The sequence below is a fragment of the Nonomuraea sp. NPDC051191 genome (assembly GCF_044455665.1).
GTDB lineage: Bacteria > Actinomycetota > Actinomycetes > Streptosporangiales > Streptosporangiaceae > Nonomuraea.
The window spans coordinates 855,907-877,676 of the sequence record NZ_JBITEZ010000001.1 but is presented as its reverse complement, the minus strand read 5'-3'; the positions used below and the strand labels follow the sequence as shown (position 1 = coordinate 877,676).

The window sequence follows — 21,770 nt, the reverse complement described above, 5'->3', positions numbered from 1 at the left end:
ATCCCCTTTTATCTAATGAACAGAGCCGAAGCGGCGTCGTTGGCGACACCGAGGAGGGACTCCGGGTAGAGCCCCACTCCTACGGTAACCAGCAGGGAAACGGCGATGACGGCCACGGTCCCCATACTGGGCACCGCGATCGCCGGGCCGTCGGCCGCGGGCTCGCTGAAGAACATCAGCACGATGACGCGGACGTAGAAGAACGCGGCGATGGCCGAGGCCACCACGCCCACCACGACCAAACCGGCCATCCAGCCGCCCATGGAGTCGCCGGGCTGCGTGCCGCTGTTGAGGGCGGCCGCGAACACGGCGTACTTGCCGAAGAAGCCGCTGGTCAGCGGGATTCCGGCGAAGGCGAGCAGGAAGAAGGCGAACACCCCGGCGAGCATCGGCGAACGCTTGCCGAGCCCGGCCCAGCGCGACAGGTGGTTCGCCTCGCCGCCGGGATCGCGCACCAGCGTGACCACCGCGAACGCGCCGACCGTGGTGATGCCGTAGACGGCCAGGTAGAACAGGATCGACTTGAGCGACTGGGCGTTCTGCCCGGCCGAGCCGAACGTCGCCATCACGCCGACGAGCAGGAAGCCCGCGTGCGCGATGGAGGAGTAGGCCAGCATGCGCTTGATGTCGGTCTGCGTGATCGCCAGGATCGAGCCGACGATCATCGTCAGGGCCGCGACGGCCCAGATGACCGGCCGCCAGTTCCAGTCGAGGTTGCCCAGACCGACCCAGAACACCCGCAGCAGTGCGCCGACGGCCGCGACGAGCGTGCCGGACGCCATGAGCGCGGTGATGGGGGTCGGGGCGCCCTGGTAGACGTCGGGCTTCCATGCCTGGAAGGGCGCGGCGCCGATCTTGAACAGCAGGCCGACGCCGAGCAGCGCGAGCCCGGCCATGAGCAGCGGGTCGAGCAGCGCGCCCTTGGACAGGGCGGCGTTGATCCCGGGCAGCGAGACGGTGCCCGCGTAGCCGTAGATCATGGCGGTGCCGTACAGGAAGAACGCCGACGAGAACGCGCCGAGCAGGAAGTACTTCATCGACGCCTCCTGCGACAGCAGGCGGCGCCGGCGGGCCAAGCCGCACAGCAGGTACAGCGGGAGCGACATGACCTCAAGGGCCACGAACATCGTCAGCAGGTCGTGCGAGGCGGGGAAGAGCAGCATGCCGCCGACCGCGAACAGCACCAGCGGGTAGACCTCGGTCTGCCCGGCGCCGTTGTCGGCCGCCTCGGCCTCCTCCTCGTCCACGCTGCCCGGCACGGCCGCCGCCGAGGCCACGAAGTGGCCCTCGTCGTTGATCAGCAGCACCGACACGAACGACAGGACGATGATCACGCCCCAGATGAACAGCGCGGGCCCGTCCACCGCGACCGCGCCCATGGCGGCGGCCTGCGTCGGCACGCCGCGCATGACCTGCAGGATGACCAGGGCGAACGCGCCGATCAGGCTGAGCAGCGTGAGCGGGACGTGGATGGACTTGCGCAGGTAGCGCGGCGCGAACGCCTCGACGAGCACGCCGATGCAGGCCGCACCGAAGATGATCAGCAACGGCGCCAGCGTGCCGTACTCGATCGTCGGCGCTTGGATGACGTCGTTCACTGACCTGTCCCCTTCTCAGCGATGGTGGCAGTGGGTACGTGCACGTTGGTCAGCGTCTGCTGGACCGACGGGTTGATCACGTCGAGCAGCGGCTTGGGGAAGAAGCCGAACCCGATGATCAGCGCGACCAGCGGCGCCAGCACCCAGATCTCGCGGGCGTTGAGGTCCTTGAACGCCTTGACCGGCTCGGCGGTCGGGCCGTTCAGCGTCCGCTGGACCATCCACAGGATGTAGACGGCGGCCAGGATGACGGCCACCGCGGAGATGATCGCGGCCACCGTCAGCGCGCCGGAGCCGTGCGCCTCGCTGGAGTACGTGCCGATCATCACCATGAACTCGCTGACGAAGGACGACAGTCCGGGCAGCGAGAGACCGGCCAGACCGGCGACCAGGAAGAAGCCCGCGAGCACCGGGGCGACCTTCTGGACGCCGCCGTAGTCGGCGATGAACGGCGAGCCGCGCCGGGCGATGAGGAACCCGGCCGCCAGGAACAGCGCGCCCGTGGCGAAGCCGTGGTTGACCATGTAGAGGGCCGCGCCGGACTGGGCGACCGACGACATGGCGAACACGCCGAGCACGATGAAGCCGAAGTGCGAGATCGACGTGTAGGCGATGAGCCGCTTCATGTCGGTCTGGCCGATGGCCACGATCGCGCCGTAGATGATGCTGATGACCGCCAGGACGACGATCGGCATCGTGAACGCCTTGGCCGCGTCGGGGAACAGCTCCAGGCAGAAGCGGAGCATGCCGAACGTGCCGACCTTGTCGAGCACGCCCACGAGCAGCACGGCCGCGCCGGCCGGGGCCTGGGCGGCCGCGTCGGGCAGCCAGGTGTGCACCGGCCACAGCGGCGCCTTGATGGCGAAGGCGATGAAGAAGCCGCCGAACAGCCACTTCTGCGTCGTCGGGTCCTTGATGGCGCCGACGAGCGGCTCGAACATGAACGTGCCCTTGTTCGCCAGCACGTACAGGCCGATGACCGCGACCAGCATGAGCAGGCCGCCGAACAGCGAGTACAGCAGGAACTTGACGGCCGCGTAGGACCGCTGGGCGCCGCCGTACGACCCGATCATGAAGTACATCGGGATCAGCATGGCTTCGAAGAACACGTAGAAGAGGAAGACGTCGGTCGCCGCGAAGACGCCGATCATCATCGTCTCAAGGACGAGCAGCAGCGAGAAGTACGTCTTGACCGACCGCTTGGGCGTGATCAGCGTGCCGTCCGAGGTCCTGACGCCGTCGGCGTCGTGCCAGGAGGCCAGCACGACGATCGGCACCAGCACGACCGACAGGGCGATCAGGACCAGCGCGACGCCGTCGACGCCGACCCCGAACTTCACGCCGAAGCTCGGGATCCAGTCGTACTCCGCCTTGAACTGGAAGCGCTCGCCACCGGGCTTGAACCCGGCGGCCATGACGCCCGTCAGCACCATCGTCAGCAGCGAGACCGCCAGCGTGACCTGCTTGGCCAGCTTGTCGCCGCCCTTGGGAAGCAGGGCCACCACGATGGCGCCCACAACGGGCACCGCCATGAGTATCGGGAGCCAGGGTGACATCAGATGTTCCCAACGAGGAGCAGGGCGCCGGTCAGCAGGGCGGCACCGATCAGGATGGACAGCGCGTACGTTCGCGCGAAGCCCGTCTGGAGCCTGCGCAGGCGACCCGAGCTCCCGCCGATGCCTGCCGCCAGACCGTTGACCAGCCCGTCGACGCCGCGGTTGTCGAAGAACACCGCGATGCGGGTCAGCCACTGGCCGGGACGCATGAACAGGGACTCGTTGAGGGCGTCGCCGTACAGGTCACGGCGGGCGAACGTGGTGAGGAAGGAGCCGCGCGGCTGCACCGCCGGCACCGCTGCCCGGCCGTACTTCATCCAGGCGAAGACCACACCGACGGCGACGAGCGCGAGGGTGGCCAGACCGGGCGTGCTGGCGAACTGGAAGGTCGGCGCCTCTGCCTCGCCGCCCACGGCGGGCCGCAGGAAGTTGTAGAGCGTACCGCCCAGCACCAGGTACGCGCCCAGACCGAGCGCGCCGAGCGACAGGATCATCAGCGGAACCGTCATGACGAGCGGCGACTCGTGCGGGTGGGCGTCCTCCGCCCAGCGCTTCTCGCCGAAGAAGGTCATGAAGACCATCCGCGACATGTAGAAGCCCGTGATGCCCGCGCCGAGGACGGCCAGCCAGCCCAGGATCGGCTGGTGGTGGACCGCGGTCTCGATGATGCCGTCCTTGGTGAAGTAGCCGGACAGCAGCGGGAACCCGATGATCGCCAGGTAGCCGATGAAGAACGTGACGAACGTGATCGGCATGAACTTGCGCAGGCCGCCGTACTTCCTCATGTTCACCTCGTCGTTCATGCCGTGCATGACCGATCCGGCGCCGAGGAACATGTCGGCCTTGAAGAAGCCGTGCGTGATGAGGTGGCCGATGGCGAAGGCGTAGCCCGCGGGGCCGAGGCCCGCGCCGAGCATCATGTAGCCGATCTGCGACATCGTCGAGCCGGCCAGGCCCTTCTTGATGTCGTCCTTCGCACAACCGATGATCGCACCGGCGAGCAGCGTGGCCGCGCCGACGATGGAGACGGCGAGAGCCGCGCCCGAGCCCTCGGGGAAGAAGAACGCGCCCGAGCGGACCACCAGGTAGACGCCGGCGGTGACCATGGTCGCCGCGTGGATCAGGGCCGACACGGGCGTCGGGCCCTCCATGGCGTCGAGGAGCCAGGACTGCAGCGGGAGCTGGGCCGACTTGCCGCAGGCGCCGAGGAGCAGCAGCAGGCCGATGGCCAGCATGGTGCCGTCGGACGCGGCGCCGGAGCCGATCTTCGCGCCCAGGTCCTTGAAGGCCAGGGTGCCGAACGACGTCCAGATGATGAACATGCCGACCAGCAGGCCGAAGTCACCGACGCGGTTGACGACGAACGCCTTCTTCGCCGCGACCGCGGCCGACGGCTTGAACTGCCAGAACCCGATCAGCAGGTACGAGGCCAGGCCCACGCCCTCCCAGCCGATGAACAGGCCCACGTAGTTGTCGGCCAGCACCAGCAGGAGCATCGCGGCGACGAACAGGTTCAGGTACGCGAAGAACCTGCGCCGGTGCTCGTCGTGCGACATGTAGCCGATGGAGTAGATGTGGATCAGCGATCCGACACCCGTGATGAGCAGCGCGAAACTGATCGACAGCGGGTCGATGAGCAGGCCCATGTCGACCATGCCGGGGATGAACTCGTAGAGGTGCACCGCCCGGCGACGCTCCTCCTCCCCGAACCCGATCAGCTCGAAGAAGGCCAGCACCGCCACCACGAACGAGGCCAGCGACATGACCGTGCCGAGCAGATGGCCCCAGCGGTTGGTGAACTTGTTGAACACCAGCAGGATGAACGCCCCCACGAGCGGAAGGGCGATCATCAGCCAGGCGTTCCCGATCACACCGCCGACGTGAGGGGTGATCTGAGCGATTTCAGATTGCATCAGTCACCTCTCTTAGTACTTCAGCAGGTTGACGTCGTCGACGGACGCGGACCTGCGGGTTCGGAAGATCGTCACGATGATGGCCAGGCCGACGACGACCTCGGCCGCGGCCACCACCATCACGAAGAACGCGATGATCTGGCCCTCCAGGTTGCCGTTCTGCCTGGCGAAGGTGACGAACGCGAGGTTGCAGGCATTGAGCATGAGCTCGACGCACATGAACACCACGATCGCGTTGCGCCTGATCAGCACGCCGAGCGCGCCGATCGCGAACAGCACACCCGACAGGATCAGGTAGTGGGTCGTCACTTGGTCACCTCGTTGGTCGTCTCCTCGGCGTCATCCTCGGCCGTGTGCTGGATGGCCTCGGCGAGCTTCGGGTCCTCGGGGAGGTGGCCGTGCTCGACGTCGTAGCGGGCGATGTAGCGGTTGACCGACGACGGCGCGACCGAACCGTCGGGCAGCAGCGCCGGCATGTCGATGGCGTTGCTCCTGGCGTACGTGCCGGGGCCGGGCAGGGCCGAGGGGTTGTCGCTCAGGAACCTGGCGCGCGAGAGGTCCTTCTGCGTGACCTTCTCGGTGAGCTTCTCCCGGTGCGCCAGGACCATCGCCCCCAGGGCGGCGGTGATCAGCAGGGCCGAGGTGACCTCGAACGCGAAGACGTACTTGGTGAACAGCAGCAGCGCGATCGAGCGGACGTAGCCGCCCTGCGCCGTGGCCTGCGCGAGGCCCGCCTCACCGGAGAAGATCGCGTTGCCCACCGCCAGGATGATCAGGACGGCGAAGCCGAGGGCCGCGAGGGCGCCCCAGAAGCGCTGACCCTTCAGCGTCTCCACGAAGGAGTCGGAGGAGTCGACGCCCACCAGCATGAGCACGAACAGGAACAGCATCATGATGGCGCCGGTGTAGACGATGATCTGCACCGCGGCGAGGAAGGGCGCGTCCTGGACGGCGTAGAGCACCGCGAGGCAGAGCATCACGGTGCCCAGCATCAGCGCTGAGTAGACGGCCTTCCTGTTGAAGACCATGCCGAGCGCCGCGCCGACGGATACGACGGCGAGAACCCAGAATGTGATGGTCTCACCCATTGGTTCGTCCCAGCCGGTAGTAGTCCTCTTCGGTCTCACCGAGCCGCATGGGGTGGGGCGGCTGCTCCATGCCCTGCGTCAGGGGCGCGAGGAGCATCTCCTTGGTGAAGATGAGGCTCTCGCGGCTGCTGTCGGCGAGCTCGTACTCGTTGGTCATGGTGAGCGCGCGGGTCGGGCAGGCCTCGATGCACAGGCCGCACAGGATGCACCGCAGATAGTTGATCTGGTACGTGCGCCCGTAACGCTCACCCGGCGAGAAGCGCTCCTCGTCGGTGTTGTCCGCGCCCTCGACGTAGATCGCGTCCGCCGGACACGCCCACGCGCACAGCTCGCACCCGACGCACTTCTCCAGCCCGTCCGGCCAGCGGTTGAGCTGGTGACGACCATGGAAGCGAGGAGCCGTCGGCTTCTTGACCTCCGGGTAGTTGGTCGTGACGGGCTTCTTGAACATCGTGTGGAAGGTGACCCCGAAGCCCTTGACGGGGTTCAGCCAATCAGTTAGTCCCACTGGGAATCTCCTTGTGCTGCACCCCGTGGTAGTGCGGCAGATCGAGCGGCGGCACAGGGAAGCCGCCGGCCGTCGGCTCGTCGGACAGTTGCTCGAACTCGGCCTCCACCTCGGCCTTGCGCGCCTCCTTGCGCCGCTGGTTGACGGTGTCGAACCGCATCCAGATGGCCAGCGCGCCGACCACGATGACCGCGCCGATCACGATGCCGACCGTCTTGTTGCCCTCGTTGACGACCACGTTGCGAGCCGCGGCGACGAGCAGGATCCAGGCCAGGTTCACCGGGATCAGCACCTTCCAGCCCAGGGACATGAGCTGGTCGTAGCGCACGCGCGGCAGCGAGGCACGCACCCACACGATGAAGCTGAAGGTCAGCACGAACTTGATGAAGAACCACAGCACCGGCCACCAGCCCGTGTTGGCGCCGTCCCACAGGGAGATCGGCCACGGGGCCCGCCAGCCGCCCAGGAACAGGGTGACCGCGATGCCCGAGGCGGTGAAGGTGTGCAGGTACTCGCCCATCATGATGAGGGCGAACTTCAGGGACGAGGAGTACTCGGTCTGGAAGCCGCCGACCAGCTCGCCCTCGCCCTCGGGCAGGTCGAACGGGATGCGGGCGGCCTCGCCGAACATGCAGATCACGTAGATCACGAACGACGGGATCAGCAGGAAGACGAACCAGCCCTGCTCGCCCTGCGCCTTGACGATCTCGGAGGTGGACAGCGTCCCGGCGAACAGGAAGATGGCCACGAACGACAGGCCCATCGCGATCTCGTACGAGACCACCTGCGCCGCCGACCGCAGACCGCCCAGCAGCGCGTACGGCGAGCGCGACGACCAACCGGCCAGCACCACGCCGTAGACCGAGATGGCGCCCATGGCCAGCATGAACAGCACCGCCACCGGCAGGTCGACGAGCTGCAGCGGCGTCTGCACGCCGAACAGGTTGACCATCGGCGCGAACGGCACGATCGAGAAGGCCAGGAACGCCGGCACGACCATGATCACGGGGGCCAGCAGGTAGAGCACCTTGTCCACGGTCCGCGGGAAGATGTCCTCCTTCAGACCCATCTTGATGCCGTCGGCCACCGACTGGAGCAGACCGAACTTGCCGGCCCGGTTGGGGCCGTAGCGGTGCTGCATCCGCGAGATCAGCTTGCGCTCGTACCAGACGCCGAACAGGATGCCCAGCATCAGGAAGGCGAACAGCATCACGGCCTTGATGATGGTGATCCACAGCGGGTCCTTGCCGAAGTCGGCAAGGGTGGGATCGGCCGCGAGAACGTGGGTCATGATGCGCTCCCGATGGTGACGATGTCGCCGGCCAGCGCGCGCAGGTCGCGCGTGACCGAGCAGCCGCCGGAGTTCGCCGGCACCCAGACCACCCGGTCGGGCAGGTCGGCGACGCGGACCGGCAGCGTGACCGCGTTGGGGCCGGGGCCGCCGACGACGAGCTTGTCGCCGTCGACGACGCCGATCTCGGCCGCCGTGGCCGCCGACACCAGCGCCTCGGTGGCGCGGGCGGTGCCGGCCAGGTACGGCTCGCCGTCCTGGAGCCTGCCCTCGTCGAGCAGCAGGTGCCAGGTCGCCAGCAGCGCCTCACCGGCCGCCGGGGCGGCCTGGGCGCGGGTGGCGGTGCTCGGCGCGGCGACGCGGGCCCCGCGCCAGGCGCCGAGGCTGCCCAGCTCGCGGCGGACGGCCTTGGCGTCCGGCAGGCCGAGGTGCACGTCCATGCGGTCGGCGAGGTTGCCGATGACGGCCAGGTCGCTCTGGATACCGGGCACGCGCAGCGGCGCCTCGAACGAGCGGCCCCTGCCCTCCCAGTTGACGAACGTGCCGCCCTTCTCCTGCACGGCCGCGACCGGCAGCACCACGTCGGCGCGGTCGGTGACGGCGCTGGCCCGGATCTCCAGGCTGACGATGAACGGCGTGTTCTCCAGCGCCTCCAGCGCGGCGGCGGGGTCGGCCAGGTCGTGCGGGTCGACGCCGGCCACGACCAGCGCGTCGATCTCACCGGTACGGGCGGCGGCGATGATGCCGTCGGTGTCACGGCCGGGGACGGCGGGCAGCGAGCCCACGTTCCAGACCCTGGCGACCTCGGCCCTGGCGCCCTCGTCGTCCACCGGACGGCCGATCGGCAGCAGGTTCGGCAGCGCGCCGGCTTCGAGCGCGCCGCGCTCACCGGCCCTGCGCGGCACCCAGGCCACCCGGACGCCGGAGCCGGCGCCGAGGCGGACCAGGGCGGACAGCGCGCCCGGCACGGTGGCCAGCCGCTCGCCGGCGAGCACGATCGTGCCCTCGGCCAGCGTGCCGACCAGCTCGCCGATCGCGTCGGCCTCGGCCCCTGGGGCGGTGGCGATGAGCGTGCCGCCCATCTTGGCCAGCCCGGCGGAGGCGAACGGCGCGATGGCGGTGACCTTCAGGCCCTTCTTCTGCCACGCCTTGCGCAGGCGCAGGAAGACGATCGGCGACTCCTCTTCGGGCTCGAACCCGACGAGCAGCACGGCCGGGGCCTTCTCAAGGTCGGTGTAGCTGATCTCGATGCCCTTGCCGGCGACCGCGTGCGCCAGGAACTGCGCCTCCTCGGCGGAGTGCGGGCGGGCGCGGAAGTCGATGTCGTTGCTGCCCAGGGCGACCCGGGCGAACTTGCTGTAGGCGTAGGCGTCCTCGACCGTGACCCGGCCGCCGACCAGCACGCCGGCCCTGCCGCGGGCGGCGGCCAGACCCTCGGCGGCGACCGCCAGCGCCTCCGGCCACGAGGCGGGCACGAGCACGCCTTCCTCGTTGCGCACCAGAGGCGTCTTGAGCCGGTCGGGCTGGGTGGCGTAGGAGAAGGCCCAGCGGCCCTTGTCGCAGTTCCACTCCTCGTTCACCTGCGGGTCGTTGCCCGCCAGGCGGCGGGTGACGCGGCCGCGCCGGTGGTCGGTGCGCAGGGAGCAGCCCGACGCGCAGTGCTCGCACGCGCTCGGCGTGGACACCAGGTCGAACGGACGCGCCCGGAACCGGTAGGCCGCGCCGGTGAGCGCGCCGACCGGGCAGATCTGCACCGTGTTGCCGGAGAAGTAGGAGTTGAACGGCTTGCCGTCGGCGACCCGCACCTGCTCCTTGGCGCCGCGCTCGAAGAACTCGATGAGCGGGTCGCCGGCGATCTGGTCGGAGAAGCGGATGCACCGGGCGCACTGGACGCAGCGCTCACGGTCGAGCAGCACCTGCGTGGACAGCGGCAGCGGCTTGGGGAACGTGCGCTTCTGCTCCTGGAACCGCGACTCGCCCTGGCCGTTCGACATGGCCTGGTTCTGCAGGGGGCACTCGCCGCCCTTGTCGCAGACCGGGCAGTCGAGCGGGTGGTTCATCAGCAGCAGCTCCATGGCCCCGCGCTGCGCCTTCTCGGCGACCGGCGAGGTGAGCTGGGTCTGCACGACCATGCCCTCGGCGACCTCGATCGCACAGGACGGCTGCGGCTTGGGGAAGCCGCGGCCGTTGCCCGCGTCGGGGATGTCCACGAGACACTGGCGGCAGTTGGCCGCCGGGTCGAGCAGCGGGTGGTCGCAGAACCGGGGGATCTGGATGCCCAGCAGCTCGGCGGCCCTGATGATCAGGGTGCCCTTGGGGACACTGACCTGGAACCCGTCGATGGTGAGGGTCACCAGGGTGATTTCTGTTTCTACGACGGTCACTGCTCACCCCAGAGAGTGGACTTCTTCGGGTCGAACGGGCAGCCGCCGATCTCGAAGTGCTTGAGGTACTCCTCGCGGAAGTACTTCACCGAGGAGTGGATCGGGCTGGTCGCGCCGTCGCCGAGGGCGCAGAACGAGCGGCCGAGGATGTTGTCCGCGATGTCGGTGATCGTGGCCAGGTCCTCCTCGGTGCCCTGGCCCTTGTCCAGGCGCTTGAGCACCTGCTTGAGCCAGTACGTGCCCTCGCGGCACGGCGTGCACTTGCCGCAGGACTCGTGGGCGTAGAACTCGGTCCAGCGCAGCACCGTGCGGACCACGCAGGTGGTCTCGTCGAAGATCTGCAGCGCGCGGGTGCCGAGCATCGAGCCCTTGGCGCCGACGGCCTCGAAGTCGAGCGGCACGTCGAGGTGCTCGTCGGTGAAGATCGGCGTGGAGGAGCCGCCCGGGGTCCAGAACTTGAGCTGGTGCCCTTCGCGGATGCCGCCGGCCATGTCGAGCAGCTCGCGCAGCGTGATGCCGAGCGGGGCCTCGTACTGGCCGGGCCTGGTGACGTGGCCGCTGAGGGAGAAGATGCCGAAGCCCTTGGACTTCTCGGTGCCCATCGAGGCGAACCAGTCGGCGCCGTTGCTGATGATCGAGGGAACACTGGCGATCGACTCGACGTTGTTCACGACAGTCGGTGAGGCGTACAGGCCCGCCACGGCCGGGAACGGGGGCTTGAGTCGCGGTTGACCTCTGAAGCCCTCCAGCGAGTCGAGCAGCGCCGTCTCCTCGCCGCAGATGTACGCGCCGGCGCCGCTGTGCACGACGAGTTCCAGGTTGTACCCGGAGCCGAGGATGTCCTCGCCCAGGAAACCCTTCTCGTACGCCTCGCGCACGGCCGCGTGCAGCCGGCGGATGACGTGCAGCACCTCGCCGCGCACGTAGATGAAGGCGTAGTTGGCCCTGATCGCGAACGCGGTGATGATGACGCCCTCGACCAGCGAGTGCGGGTTGGCCATCATCAGCGGGATGTCCTTGCAGGTGCCCGGCTCCGACTCGTCGGCGTTGACGACGAGGTAGTGGGGCTTGCCGTCACCCTGCGGGATGAATCCCCACTTCATGCCGGTGGGGAAGCCGGCGCCGCCGCGGCCGCGCAGGCCGGAGTCCTTGACCGCCTGGATGACGGCGTCGGGGTCCATGCCCAGCGCCTTCTTGGCCGCCTTGTAGTCACCGCCGTAGCCGTCGAGGGTGAAGGAGTCGGCCTGGTCCCAGTTGGCCGTCAGGACCGGGGTCAGTGTGGTGCTCATGCCTCGGGGGCCTTCCATCCGTTGGCCTTGGCCACCTTCAGGCCCTCCAGCGAGGGGCCGGCGGCCGACGGGCCGTCGCCCGCCTGGTCGTCGGGCAGGCCCGCGAGCACGCGCGAGGCCTCCTTGAAGGTGCAGAGCTTCTTCGGTCCGCGGGTCGGCCGCACGTCCTTGCCGTCACGCAGGTCGTCGACGAGCTGCTTGGCCGAGGCGGGCGTCTGGTTGTCGAAGAACTCCCAGTTGACCATCATGACCGGGGCGAAGTCGCAGGCCGCGTTGCACTCGAGGCGCTCCAGCGAGATCTTGCCGTCGCCGGTGGTCTCCTCGTGGCCGACGCCGACGTGCTCGGACAGCTCGTCCCAGATCTGGTCGCCGCCCATGACGGCGCACAGCGCGTTGATGCAGACGCCCACGTGGTAGTCGCCGGCGGGCTTGCGCTTGTACATCGTGTAGAAGGTCGCCACGCCGGTGACCTCGGCCTTGCTCAGGCCGAGCATCTCGGCGCAGAACTCCTTGCCGTCGTCGGAGACGTAGCCGTCGGCCGACTGCACGAGGTGGAGCAGCGGGAGAAGCGCGGACCGCGTCTTGGGGTAGCGGCCGATGATCTCCTTGGCGTCCTGTTCCAGACGCTCCCGGACTTCCGGTGAATAAGTCATGAACGTGCCTCCGGCCCGCTCATGACTTGCGTGCTGTGTCTGATTGTGTGCTCGACAAGCTCGCTCACCTGTCCACACCTCCCATGACGGGGTCGATAGAAGCCACCGCGGCGATCACGTCGGCGACCTGGCCGCCCTCCGCCATGGCGGGGAAGCCCTGCAGGTTGCAGAAGGAAGGCTCACGGAAGTGCACGCGGTACGGGCGGGTGCCGCCGTCGCTGACGACGTGCGCCCCGAGCTCGCCCTTGGGCGACTCGATGCTCGCGTACGCCTGGCCGGCCGGGACCCGGAAGCCCTCGGTCACCAGCTTGAAGTGGTGGATCAGGGCCTCCATCGAGCTGCCCATGATGTGCGCGATGTGATCGGGCGAGTTGCCGAAGCCGTCGGGGCCGAGCGCGAGCTGCGCGGGCCAGCCGATCTTCTTGTCCTCGATCATCACCGGGTCGCCCTTGAGCGGGCCGGCGATGCGGTCGAGAGCCTGCTCGACGATCTTGAGCGACTCCTCCATCTCCCGCATGCGCACCAGGTAGCGCGAGTAGACGTCGCAGCCGCGCTCGGTGGCGACCTCGAACTCGTACGTCTCGTAGCCGGAGTAGGGCTGCGACTTGCGCAGGTCCCAGGGCAGCCCGGCGGCGCGCAGGATGGGGCCGGTGATGCCGAGCGCCATGCAGCCGGTCAGGTCGAGGTAGCCGACGTCCTTGGTGCGGCGCACGTAGACGGGGTTCTCGTCGAGCAGCTTGCGGATGTCCTTGATCCGCTTGGGCATCTCCTTGAGGAACTCGCCCACCTTGTCGACCGCGCCCGCGGGCAGGTCGACGCTCACGCCGCCCGGCCTGACGTAGGCGTGGTTCATGCGCAGACCCGTGATGTACTCGAACAGGTCCATGATCATTTCACGGTCGCGGTAGCCGAACAGGAACGGCGTGGTCGCGCCCAGCTCCATGCCGAACGTGCCCATCGCGACCAGGTGCGAGGCGATGCGGTTGAGCTCCATCATCATCACGCGGATGGCCTGCGCCCGCTCGGGCACGCGGTCGGTGATGCCGAGCAGCTTCTCCACACCGAGGCAGTACGCGGTCTCGTTGAAGATCGGCGAGAGGTAGTCCATGCGGGTCACGAACGTGGTCCCCTGGGTCCACGTCCGGTACTCCATGTTCTTCTCGATGCCGGTGTGCAGGTAGCCGATGACGCTGCGCGCCTCGGTGACCGTCTCACCGTCGAGAGTCAGGACCAGGCGGAGCACGCCGTGCGTGGACGGGTGCTGCGGGCCCATGTTGACGACCAGGCGCTCTTCCTCGGTGTCGCGCGCTCCGCCGACGACCTCGTCCCAGTCTCCGCCGGTGACCGAGTAGACCTTGCCCTCTGTCGCCTCGTCATAAGCGGTGCTCATGAGTAAGACCTCCTCTGGTCCGGCGAGGGGATGGTGGCGCCCCGGTACTCGACCGGGATGCCGCCGAGCGGGTAGTCCTTGCGCTGCGGGTGACCGTCCCAGTCGTCCGGCATCATGATCCGGGTGAGCGACGGGTGACCGTCGAAGACGATGCCGAAAAAGTCGTACGTCTCCCGCTCATGCCAGTCATGACCAGGGTAAACGCCCACGGTGGATGGAATGTGCGGGTCGCTGTCCGGTGCGCTCACCTCCAGGCGCACGCGCCTGTTGTGGGTGATCGAGCACAGGTGGTAGACGGCGCGCAGCTCCTCGCCCTTCAGGTGCGGGTAGTGCACCCCGGACACGCCGAGCGACAGCTCGAACCGCAGGGCCGGGTCGTCGCGCAGCTTCTGGCAGACCTCCACCACGCGCTCGCGGCGCACGTGCAGCGTCAGCTCGCCGCGGTCGACCACGACGCGCTCGATGGCGTCGTCGAGGGCGAGGGCGTCGACGAGCTCGTCGAAGTAGCCGCCGTACGGGCGGGGCGTGGAGATCTGCGGCGCCCGGCGGACGACGAGGCCGCCGTAGCCGGAGGTGTCGCCGGAGTCGTGCGCGCCGAACATGCCGTGCCGGGCGACGGGCGCCTCGGGGACGGCCGGGACCGAGGCGGCCTCGGGGGCCTCCCCGCTCTCCGGGCTCCCGGGAAGGTGGTCGGGCGAGGTCACTTTCCGGCCCCCTGGTCGATCAGCGGCAGCGTGCGCAGCGCCCGCAGTTCGAGGTCCTCGATCTGCTTGGCGCGGTGAGCGCCGAACTTCATGTTCTGGATCTTGTCGTGCAGCTTCACGATCGCGTCGATCAGCATCTCCGGCCGCGGCGGGCAGCCGGGCAGGTAGATGTCGACCGGCACGACGTGGTCGACGCCCTGCACGATGGCGTAGTTGTTGAACATGCCGCCGCTGGAGGCGCACACGCCCATGGCGATGACCCACTTGGGCTCGGCCATCTGGTCGTAGATCTGCCGCAGGACGGGCGCCATCTTCTGCGACACGCGCCCGGCGACGATCATGAGGTCGGCCTGGCGGGGAGACGCCGAAGCGCGCTCCATGCCGAAGCGCGCCAGGTCGTAGTGGGGGCCACCGGTGGCCATCAGCTCGATGGCGCAACATGCGAGGCCGAACGTGGCCGGCCACACGGAGCTCTTACGCGCCCATCCGGCGGCCGCTTCGACCGTGCTGAGGATGAACCCGCTGGGGAGTTTCTCTTCAAGTCCCATTTTCAGTCCCAGTCCAGACCCTTGCGGCGCCACACGTACGCGTAGGCGACGAGCACGGTGACGATGAACAGCAGCATCTCGACCAGCGCGAACAGTCCGAGGCCCGACGAGATGACGTCGCCCGCGTCGTTCTTCAGCGGTGCGAAGGAGACCGCCCACGGGTAGAGGAAGATGATCTCGATGTCGAACACGATGAAGAGCATCGCGGTGATCATGTATTTGAGCGGGAACCGTCCGCCACCGACCGGCTGGGGCGTCGGCTCGATGCCGCATTCATAGGCGTCAAGCTTCGCGCGGTTCCAGCGCTTGGGTCCGGTGAAGGGAGCGATGGCGACCGAGAAGATCGCGAAGCCCCCCGCGAGAACGGCGAGCACCAGGATGGGCACGTAAAGGTCCATCGCTACGCCTCCTCTGGAGTCGCCGCGCGCGCGGGCGCGCAGCTTGATGTGTCTGTCGTGGGAATCATGCTGGTGGGGCGACCTTCGAGAGTGCGTTGATGATCATGTCGGACGCATCGCCTCGCCGGTCGGTGAGATTACCAAGGAGTTTGAGCGCGAAGCGCATCAGCCTCGGGTGAGGCAGGCCGTGCCTGGTCCCGAAGCGCATCACACCCGGTTTCCCAATCGCCTCGACGAACAACCTCCCTAGAGTGAAGTAGCCGCCGTAGGCGTCCTTCATCACCTGGGGGTAGGTCCTCAGGATCCGCTCGCGCTGTGCGGGAGTGGTGTCCTTGAGGGCCTTCGCGATGATCTCGGCGGCGATCTCGCCGGTCTCCATGGCGTAGGCGATGCCCTCGCCGTTGAACGGGTTGATTGACCCGCCGGAGTCACCCACGAGGATAAGACCCCGCGTGTAGTGCGGCTGCCTGTTGAAGGCCATCGGGAGAGCGGCGCCGCGGATGGGGGCCGTCATGTTCTCCTCGGTGAAGCCCCAGTCGGCCGGCATGGCCTTGCACCAGCGCTTCAACAGGTCGCGGTAGTCGATGTTGCCGAACTGGGCGCTGGTGTTGAGCAGCCCGAGCCCGACGTTGGCGGTGCCGTCGCCGACGCCGAACACCCAGCCGTAGCCGGGCAGCAGCGTGTCGCCGTCCCACAGCTCCAGCCAGGTCTCCAGGTAGTCGTCGTCGTGGCGGGGGCTCTCGAAGTAGGTGCGGACGGCCACGCCCATGGGCCGGTCCTCCCGCTTGTGCAGGCCCATGCCGATCGCCAGGCGGGTGCTGTTGCCGTCGGCCGCCACGACCACCCGGCTGCGGTACGTCGCGCCGTCCTTGGTGCGCACGCCGACGATGTGCCCGCTGCGGTCGTCGAGCACCGGCCCGGTCACGGTGACGCCCTCCATGAGGCGCACGCCGTTCTTGACCGCGTTGGCCGCGACGATCTGGTCGAAGTCCTTGCGGGTGCGGACGAGCCCGAAGTCGGGGAAGCGCTCCAACTGCGGCCAGTCGAGCTCGAAGCGGTGGCCGCCGCCGACGACGCGCAGGCCCTTGTTCCTGATCCAGCCGGGCGCGTCGATGTCGACGCCCATGTTGAGCAACTGCTTGACGGCACGCGGCGTCAGGCCGTCGCCGCAGACCTTCTCGCGGGGGAACCTGGTCTTCTCCAGGAGGAGCACGTCGAGACCGGCCTGAGCGAGGTAAAAGGCGGTTGCGGAACCGGCGGGACCGGCGCCGACGACGATGACGTCGGCGTCAGCCTGTATGGCTGGTGGCACGGTCACTGGACTGTCCTGTCCTACACGCTCGAAGGCCTCGGGGTCTTGCGCCTTCGTTCCTTTGTGAACCCCTTCACAAACTTGTCGGCCCGCAGTCTACTGCTTTTCCTGTACATAGTGGCAGTCGGGGTACGCATCCCGGACACAAGAAGACCCTCCGTCGTCAACGAAGGGCCTCGCACGAGAGCGTCAGACTTCGAACCCGGCGTTGTGCACTCCGCCGAGGAACGCCCGCCACTCACCGGGCGTGAAGGACAGAACCGGACCGGAGGGGTCTTTCGCGTCACGCAACAGCACCTCACCGGTTGTGCTCCGGGTAAACTCGACGCACTCGCCGGCGGCCGCGCTGAGACTGCTCCTGCGCCATCCGTCCGGTGAGACAGTGAGGCCTCATCGGACGGACTACCTCCTGAGTCTCATTGGTCTGGACCAATGACGGTAGCCAACAGAAGATCGGCCGGGCCCGCAAGACACGCCGCGATAACCATGTCGTTACAATTGATCTGCCAACGACGCGGTGAATTCGGAGCCCTTCGCGCCCGTCGTTGCGGGCCACGACGAGCAGCAGGTCGCCGCGCTCTGCCGGCGCCGTAGTGCCGCAGCAGCCTGGCGACGCCCTTCTCGGACGGCGCCACCTGCCCGTTCTCCATCGGCGAGCTCCCGGCGGCGGAGTGCCGGATTGATTTCTCCGATCACCCGGGCTCCTTCCGGGAATTCGAGGAGATATGCCCAGAATGAGCAATCCCGGAAAGAGCCCCCGTCGTCATCCCGGCGGGAATTGCACGAGGTCTCCCTCAGAGCAACCCGCAAAGGCGAAAGCGGGCAGAAAGGCGCAAGCCGAATCCCTGAACTCCGGCCAGGCAGGACCGGGCCCGGTCAGGCGGGCTTGAAGGCCCTGTGCACGGCGACGATGCCCATCGAGAGGTTGCGCCAGGCGACCCGCTCCCAGCCGGCGTCACTGATCGTCCGGGCCAGCGTCCGCTGGTCGGGCCAGTCCCTGATGGACTCGGCGAGGTAGTCGTAGGAGTCGTCGTTGGAGCCGAACACCCCGGCCACCTTGGGCAGGAACTTCATCAGGTACTCGCGGTAGACCAGGTCGAACGGCGCGAACGTCACGTGCGAGAACTCCAGGATCACCAGCCGCCCGCCCTGCCTGGTCACCCGGAGCATCTCGCGCAGCGCCTGCGAGGTGTCGTGCACGTTGCGCAGCGCCACCGAGATCGTCACCGCGTCGAAGACGCCGTCCGCGAACGGCAGCCGCATCGCGTCACCGGCCACGAAGGGGATGCCGGGCCCGCTCAACGAATTGCCGCCGTGCCGCCGCACGCCCGTGCGCAACATGCCGAGGGAGAAGTCGGAGGCCACCGCGCGGGCGCCGAGGCTGGTGAAGCTGTCTGTGGAGGTGCCGGTACCCGCCCCCAGGTCGAGCACGACCTCGCCGGGCCCCGCGTCGACGGCGGCGGCCACGGCCTTGCGCCAGAGCCTGACCTGCCACAGCGAGGCAACGTCGTTGACCAGGTCGTAGCGCCGGGCGGTGCGATCGAACATCGCCGCGACCTCGTCCGGCTGCTTGTCCAACTGAGCGCGCGTCATGCGGACAAGAGTACTCACGCGGCCGGCGGGGTTTTCGCCGGGCGTTACGGCCTTTGACCAGCTACCGCCGGGTGGACGGGCGGACCCACGGCGAGCCCGGCCCTTACGGCAATTCACGCAAAGTAACGGCACCACTACCGAACGTCTGCTAGTTGTTGGTGAATGCTTGCCCGTGTCGCCCTTGCGGCGATCATCGCTTCGGCCCCCGTGGCGCATCCCCGCGTGGTCTCGGCCGACCCGGTCGACAACACCCCCCACGTCCTCGACGGCATCGTCAACGCCATCGCGCTGGTCGGCGGCACCGTCGTCGTCGGCGGCTCGTTCAGCGAGGTCGGCGACGCCGCCCGCACGTACACACTGCGCCGGGCCAACCTGTTCGCCTACGACCTGGCGACCGGCCGCATCCTGCGCGACTTCGCGCCGTCCGTCGCCGGCCCGGTCTACGGCCTGGCCGCCGGCGACCACGGCACGGTCTACGTGGGCGGCGCCTTCCCCGGCGTCAACAACACCGGCGCCCGCGCGCTGGCCCGGATCAGCCTCGCCGACGGGCAACTCGTCAGCGGCTTCTCCCCCCGCGTCGAGGGCGGCATGGTCACCACCCTCGTCAGGAACGGGTCCAAGCTCTACGTCGGCGGCGACTTCGTCCGGCCGCGCGTCGCCCTGGCCGGGCTCGACGCCGCGACGGGCGTGGCCGACCCCGGCTTCGTCATCACGCCGGGCGAGCCGCTGACGCCCAGGGTGAAGGTCCAGGCCCTGGCTCTGTCGGGGAGCAGGCTGGCGGTCGACGGCTCGTTCACCATGCTCGGCGGGAAGTCGCGCCCGCAGCTCGGGCTGGTCGACGTCAGCGGGCCCGTGGCCAGGGTCGCCGACTGGCGCACCGAGATCTACGCGCAGCGCTGCGCCGAGCCGTTCCCCTCCTACGTGCGCGGCCTGGACTTCTCCCCCGACGGCCGCTATTTCGTGGTCGTCACGACCGGGGGCCCGAGGGGTCGCATGTGCGACACGGCCGCCCGGTTCGAGACCTACGCGACGGGTTCGGACATCAGGCCGACCTGGACCAACGCCACCGGCGGCGACTCTCTCTACGCGGTCGCGGTGACCGGCTCAGCGGTCTATGTCGGCGGCCACCAGCGCTGGCTGAACAACCCGCAGGGCCGCGACTCGGCCGGCCCGGGCGCGGTCCCCCGCGAGGGCATCGGCGCCATTCATCCGTCCACCGGAAAGGCGCTCGCCTGGAATCCCGGCCGGGAGCGCGGCATCGGCGTGAAGGCATTTCTGGCGCACAAGACAGGGCTACTAGTCGGTAGTGACACAACGCGACTCGGACGGGAGTACCATGCCCGGATTGGCATGTTCCCCCTGCCCTAGTCGCCCTGCGGCTTCGGGCGATCGATCTTGTTGCTGAGGCGTTGGCTGACGGCGTCACGCTGCCTCGACAGCAACACGTAGCTGGCTACGCCGCTGATCACGAAAGCGGCTGCGAGCAGGATCAGCGGGTTTTGCAGGCCGACGAGGTAGAGAACACCCAGGGTCACGACAAACAGGCCGATCCGCGACGCGGTGTAAACGAGAACGGGATGCACAGGTTCGAGGTTACTCGTCCCTGGGTAGCGGTCGCTCTTCGCATCGGACGCGAGCGCTGCTACTGTTCCCAGTAAGGGTGTTTCGTAAAGAAACACCCACGAGAGCCCCAAAGAGGCTCTATCATATAACAATCGGGCAGTCAGCTGATAACAACCCGTGATCTTTGTCGAAAACCACGGATAAATCAGGCTTCGCTCGACACACTGGTTACCTGTCCGCCCGCTGGCAGGAAGCGGGATGCGAGGGGGAGAGATTGGTGGAGAGTAGCAGCGAGCGTCTGCTGACCCCAGGAGAGGTTGCCGCCCTCTTCCGGGTAGACCCAAAGACGGTTACGCGCTGGGCTGCGGCAGGCCGCATCAGCAGTATCCGCACCCCCGGAGGGCACCGGCGCTTCCGCGAGTCGGAAGTGCACGCCCTTCTTAGAGGCGAGGACGTTCTCACGGCCGACAGGCCAGCAGGTGAGTCCCCGCGCGTCTGACGTTCCGTCTAGTCGGTGATCCTGAGATCCGCCAGGATCACCGCTGGCGGGACCTCAATCCGCCTCACGTCGTGAGGCCGTGAACGAGCGTGCTTCCGGGCCACACCTCCCGAGGGCAAGCACGGGGCGGCGCCAACCGCCGACCGTGGCTGGCGCCTGTCCTCCTCAGGCGTCCTCCTGGCTGGCCTTGAACGCCAGGAACTCGCGTTCGAGGTCGTCGTTCTCCTCCTCCCAGCGACGCCTGCGCTCGGCCGCCTCCTCCTCGGTCAGCGACTCGGGCAGCCACTTGTCGTATTCGGGATCGCCGGGCTGCACGTCCACGTACGCGTTGCCGATCAGACGCCCGTCTTCGCTGGTCAGGCTCTGCGGCACGCGCAAGGTCCCGTCCGCGAGCCGGATCACGTACATGGCTGATCACCTAGATTCCGTAGCGCCGGTTGAAGAAGAGCATGACGTCGAGCGCCATCCGTGTGTCGCCGCCGAGCATGTCCACCAGGGCCGGGCGCTGGCGGGCGGCGATGGCCGCGAAGGCGTCGGCGAAGAACTCCTTGCGGCCCAGGCCGTTGCCCTGGCGGTGGAAGGTCGAGGCCAGCTTGGGGAAGGCGTTCTGGTAGAGCTTGAGGAACTCCGGCGAGTCCGACACCCATTCGCCGTGGAGCGAGTCCAGGTCGTCGATGGCGTGCCCGACCTCGTGCATCATCACGTCCGGCGTGGGTGAGGGCCGGTCGCCCACCACGATCTTGCGGTCGCCGTACGCGCCGGCGCAGATGTCCCAGGTGGCCCGGCCCGCCGGGAGCGGCGCGCCGCGTAAGTAGCCCATGTCGTCGAGGTCGGGGACGCCGCCCGCGCCGACGTAGATGCCTTCCAGGCCGGTCGCCAGCAGCTCCTTCAGCCGTTCGGGCAGCCGGGCCAGGCTCTCCACCGCGCGTACTGCGTCCTTGGACGGCGGGCCGTGCCGGGCGTCCCACTGGCGGTGGAGGATCTTCTCCAGCTTGCCGCAGTGGCGCAGGCCGTCGCCGATGGAAGGGGCCTCGGGCCTGTTGGGCTGGGCCCTGGGGGGTGTGTCGTCGAGCTCGAAGTCGTACCAGGTGTAGCGGGGGCGTTCGGCGACGGCCGCGGGCAGGCGTTCACCGCGCTCGCGCAGCGAGAGGCCGTCCCAGGTCACCTCGCGCCGCTGGGGGGTGCCGGGGCGGGCGAACCGTTCCGGCTGCTGCTCCTTGCGCCGCTCCGCGCCGTTGAGCCGCTCTCTCGGGACCTCGGGGCGGCTGTCCCTCCGCCGGGACCAGAAGGAACGGTCCGCGTCCGGAGGAGCCTCGTCGCGCCGCGAGAACAGGTACGACCCGCGTCGCCACCAACGGCCGCGCCGATGTCGGCCCTTGTCGTGAGAAAAGGCCATCGCACCCCTTCACGCCGCGTCCATGCCGAACCGGGTTCCACGGTACGACGCTGATCTTCCCGAGTCATCCGAAACGGGACATCGTCC

At 68.4% G+C, this 21,770-nt stretch carries 21 protein-coding genes and 1 pseudogene; 2 read left to right on the top strand and 20 right to left on the bottom strand.

Annotation, left to right across the window (positions count from 1 at the left end; genetic code table 11):
• Positions 1 to 8: 8 nt before the first annotated feature.
• The 17 genes and pseudogenes from nuoN to ACIA8R_RS04235 all read right to left on the bottom strand — a co-directional run bounded on the left by nuoN (position 9) and on the right by ACIA8R_RS04235 (position 18,225).
• Positions 9 to 1,598, bottom strand: coding sequence for an NADH-quinone oxidoreductase subunit NuoN (nuoN, locus tag ACIA8R_RS04315; RefSeq protein WP_364082552.1), 1,590 nt, complete (start codon positions 1,596 to 1,598; stop codon positions 9 to 11).
• Entirely contained in the window at positions 1,595 to 3,154 is a 1,560-nt protein-coding gene (locus ACIA8R_RS04310) for an NADH-quinone oxidoreductase subunit M (RefSeq protein ID WP_364082555.1), read from the bottom strand. Before ACIA8R_RS04310 ends, nuoN begins: the two co-directional genes overlap by 4 nt.
• Positions 3,154 to 5,067, bottom strand: coding sequence for an NADH-quinone oxidoreductase subunit L (gene nuoL / locus ACIA8R_RS04305; RefSeq protein WP_364082558.1), 1,914 nt, complete (start codon positions 5,065 to 5,067; stop codon positions 3,154 to 3,156). The genes ACIA8R_RS04310 and nuoL overlap by 1 nt, the downstream gene beginning before the upstream one ends.
• 12 nt (positions 5,068 to 5,079) lie before the next feature.
• Positions 5,080 to 5,376, bottom strand: coding sequence for an NADH-quinone oxidoreductase subunit NuoK (gene nuoK / locus ACIA8R_RS04300; protein WP_125643825.1), 297 nt, complete (start codon positions 5,374 to 5,376; stop codon positions 5,080 to 5,082).
• Positions 5,373 to 6,155: an NADH-quinone oxidoreductase subunit J gene (locus tag ACIA8R_RS04295; RefSeq protein WP_357692390.1), complete on the bottom strand. Its 783-nt coding sequence runs from the start codon at positions 6,153 to 6,155 to the stop codon at positions 5,373 to 5,375. Before ACIA8R_RS04295 ends, nuoK begins: the two co-directional genes overlap by 4 nt.
• Positions 6,148 to 6,663: an NADH-quinone oxidoreductase subunit NuoI gene (nuoI, locus tag ACIA8R_RS04290; RefSeq protein WP_189646988.1), complete on the bottom strand. Its 516-nt coding sequence runs from the start codon at positions 6,661 to 6,663 to the stop codon at positions 6,148 to 6,150. Before nuoI ends, ACIA8R_RS04295 begins: the two co-directional genes overlap by 8 nt.
• Positions 6,650 to 7,954 (bottom strand): NADH-quinone oxidoreductase subunit NuoH, encoded by a 1,305-nt coding sequence (gene nuoH / locus ACIA8R_RS04285; RefSeq protein WP_352322507.1) that lies wholly within the window; start codon positions 7,952 to 7,954, stop codon positions 6,650 to 6,652. The genes nuoI and nuoH overlap by 14 nt, the downstream gene beginning before the upstream one ends.
• Positions 7,951 to 10,338: an NADH-quinone oxidoreductase subunit G gene (locus tag ACIA8R_RS04280; RefSeq protein ID WP_397036450.1), complete on the bottom strand. Its 2,388-nt coding sequence runs from the start codon at positions 10,336 to 10,338 to the stop codon at positions 7,951 to 7,953. Before ACIA8R_RS04280 ends, nuoH begins: the two co-directional genes overlap by 4 nt.
• Complete coding sequence (gene nuoF / locus ACIA8R_RS04275) at positions 10,335 to 11,627, bottom strand: NADH-quinone oxidoreductase subunit NuoF (RefSeq protein ID WP_357692395.1); 1,293 nt, start codon at positions 11,625 to 11,627, stop codon at positions 10,335 to 10,337. Before nuoF ends, ACIA8R_RS04280 begins: the two co-directional genes overlap by 4 nt.
• Positions 11,624 to 12,358, bottom strand: a complete 735-nt coding sequence (nuoE, locus tag ACIA8R_RS04270) for an NADH-quinone oxidoreductase subunit NuoE (protein ID WP_364082567.1) — start codon at positions 12,356 to 12,358, stop codon at positions 11,624 to 11,626. Before nuoE ends, nuoF begins: the two co-directional genes overlap by 4 nt.
• Positions 12,345 to 13,670 carry an NADH-quinone oxidoreductase subunit D gene (locus ACIA8R_RS04265; protein WP_357966348.1) on the bottom strand — a complete coding sequence of 442 codons (1,326 nt, stop codon included), beginning with the start codon at positions 13,668 to 13,670 and terminating at the stop codon, positions 12,345 to 12,347. The genes nuoE and ACIA8R_RS04265 overlap by 14 nt, the downstream gene beginning before the upstream one ends.
• Positions 13,667 to 14,374 carry an NADH-quinone oxidoreductase subunit C gene (locus tag ACIA8R_RS04260; RefSeq protein ID WP_397036447.1) on the bottom strand — a complete coding sequence of 236 codons (708 nt, stop codon included), beginning with the start codon at positions 14,372 to 14,374 and terminating at the stop codon, positions 13,667 to 13,669. The genes ACIA8R_RS04265 and ACIA8R_RS04260 overlap by 4 nt, the downstream gene beginning before the upstream one ends.
• On the bottom strand, positions 14,371 to 14,922 hold the full coding sequence (locus tag ACIA8R_RS04255) for an NADH-quinone oxidoreductase subunit B family protein (protein WP_352322512.1): 552 nt from the start codon (positions 14,920 to 14,922) through the stop codon (positions 14,371 to 14,373). Before ACIA8R_RS04255 ends, ACIA8R_RS04260 begins: the two co-directional genes overlap by 4 nt.
• A 2-nt stretch (positions 14,923 to 14,924) precedes the next feature.
• A complete protein-coding gene (locus ACIA8R_RS04250; protein ID WP_364082570.1) occupies positions 14,925 to 15,320 on the bottom strand; it encodes an NADH-quinone oxidoreductase subunit A in 396 nt (131 codons plus the stop codon).
• 64 nt (positions 15,321 to 15,384) lie between these two features.
• Positions 15,385 to 16,638, bottom strand: coding sequence for a geranylgeranyl reductase family protein (locus ACIA8R_RS04245; protein ID WP_357692404.1), 1,254 nt, complete (start codon positions 16,636 to 16,638; stop codon positions 15,385 to 15,387).
• Between the two features lie 183 nt (positions 16,639 to 16,821).
• A pseudogene (locus tag ACIA8R_RS04240) lies at positions 16,822 to 16,989 on the bottom strand (DUF397 domain-containing protein); the annotation flags it as partial.
• A 519-nt stretch (positions 16,990 to 17,508) separates the two neighbouring features.
• Positions 17,509 to 18,225 (bottom strand): demethylmenaquinone methyltransferase, encoded by a 717-nt coding sequence (locus tag ACIA8R_RS04235; RefSeq protein ID WP_397036444.1) that lies wholly within the window; start codon positions 18,223 to 18,225, stop codon positions 17,509 to 17,511.
• Positions 18,226 to 18,432: 207 nt separating this feature from the next.
• Between ACIA8R_RS04235 and ACIA8R_RS04230 the strand changes: the two genes are divergently transcribed.
• Complete coding sequence (locus ACIA8R_RS04230) at positions 18,433 to 19,593, top strand: hypothetical protein (RefSeq protein ID WP_357692408.1); 1,161 nt, start codon at positions 18,433 to 18,435, stop codon at positions 19,591 to 19,593.
• Here the strand turns inward: ACIA8R_RS04230 and ACIA8R_RS04225 are convergent.
• Positions 19,590 to 19,808 (bottom strand): DUF4229 domain-containing protein, encoded by a 219-nt coding sequence (locus ACIA8R_RS04225; RefSeq protein ID WP_357692410.1) that lies wholly within the window; start codon positions 19,806 to 19,808, stop codon positions 19,590 to 19,592. The genes ACIA8R_RS04230 and ACIA8R_RS04225 overlap by 4 nt on opposite strands.
• A gap of 257 nt (positions 19,809 to 20,065) precedes the next feature.
• Between ACIA8R_RS04225 and ACIA8R_RS04220 the strand changes: the two genes are divergently transcribed.
• Complete coding sequence (locus tag ACIA8R_RS04220; protein ID WP_026214226.1) at positions 20,066 to 20,287, top strand: BldC family transcriptional regulator; 222 nt, start codon at positions 20,066 to 20,068, stop codon at positions 20,285 to 20,287.
• 165 nt (positions 20,288 to 20,452) lie between these two features.
• Here the strand turns inward: ACIA8R_RS04220 and ACIA8R_RS04215 are convergent, their stop codons facing one another.
• Together ACIA8R_RS04215 and ACIA8R_RS04210 are read right to left on the bottom strand one after the other, a co-directional pair.
• On the bottom strand, positions 20,453 to 20,695 hold the full coding sequence (locus ACIA8R_RS04215; protein ID WP_357692412.1) for a hypothetical protein: 243 nt from the start codon (positions 20,693 to 20,695) through the stop codon (positions 20,453 to 20,455).
• A 10-nt stretch (positions 20,696 to 20,705) separates the two neighbouring features.
• Positions 20,706 to 21,683 (bottom strand): hypothetical protein, encoded by a 978-nt coding sequence (locus ACIA8R_RS04210; protein ID WP_397036441.1) that lies wholly within the window; start codon positions 21,681 to 21,683, stop codon positions 20,706 to 20,708.
• Between the last annotated feature and the right edge of the window lie 87 nt (positions 21,684 to 21,770).

What these genes read in the sequence shown, in the direction of transcription:
- ACIA8R_RS04310 (WP_364082555.1), bottom strand. Translation starts at nt 3,154, where the DNA reads ATGTCACCCTGGCTCCCGATACTCATGGCGGTGCCCGTTGTGGGCGCC.
- nuoL (WP_364082558.1), bottom strand. Translation starts at nt 5,067, where the DNA reads ATGCAATCTGAAATCGCTCAGATCACCCCTCACGTCGGCGGTGTGATC.
- ACIA8R_RS04295 (WP_357692390.1), bottom strand. Translation starts at nt 6,155, where the DNA reads ATGGGTGAGACCATCACATTCTGGGTTCTCGCCGTCGTATCCGTCGGC.
- nuoH (WP_352322507.1), bottom strand. Translation starts at nt 7,954, where the DNA reads ATGACCCACGTTCTCGCGGCCGATCCCACCCTTGCCGACTTCGGCAAG.
- nuoF (WP_357692395.1), bottom strand. Translation starts at nt 11,627, where the DNA reads ATGAGCACCACACTGACCCCGGTCCTGACGGCCAACTGGGACCAGGCC.
- ACIA8R_RS04265 (WP_357966348.1), bottom strand. Translation starts at nt 13,670, where the DNA reads ATGAGCACCGCTTATGACGAGGCGACAGAGGGCAAGGTCTACTCGGTC.
- ACIA8R_RS04255 (WP_352322512.1), bottom strand. Translation starts at nt 14,922, where the DNA reads ATGGGACTTGAAGAGAAACTCCCCAGCGGGTTCATCCTCAGCACGGTC.
- ACIA8R_RS04250 (WP_364082570.1), bottom strand. Translation starts at nt 15,320, where the DNA reads ATGGACCTTTACGTGCCCATCCTGGTGCTCGCCGTTCTCGCGGGGGGC.
- ACIA8R_RS04235 (WP_397036444.1), bottom strand. Translation starts at nt 18,225, where the DNA reads ATGACGCGCGCTCAGTTGGACAAGCAGCCGGACGAGGTCGCGGCGATG.
- ACIA8R_RS04215 (WP_357692412.1), bottom strand. Translation starts at nt 20,695, where the DNA reads ATGTACGTGATCCGGCTCGCGGACGGGACCTTGCGCGTGCCGCAGAGC.
- ACIA8R_RS04210 (WP_397036441.1), bottom strand. Translation starts at nt 21,683, where the DNA reads ATGGCCTTTTCTCACGACAAGGGCCGACATCGGCGCGGCCGTTGGTGG.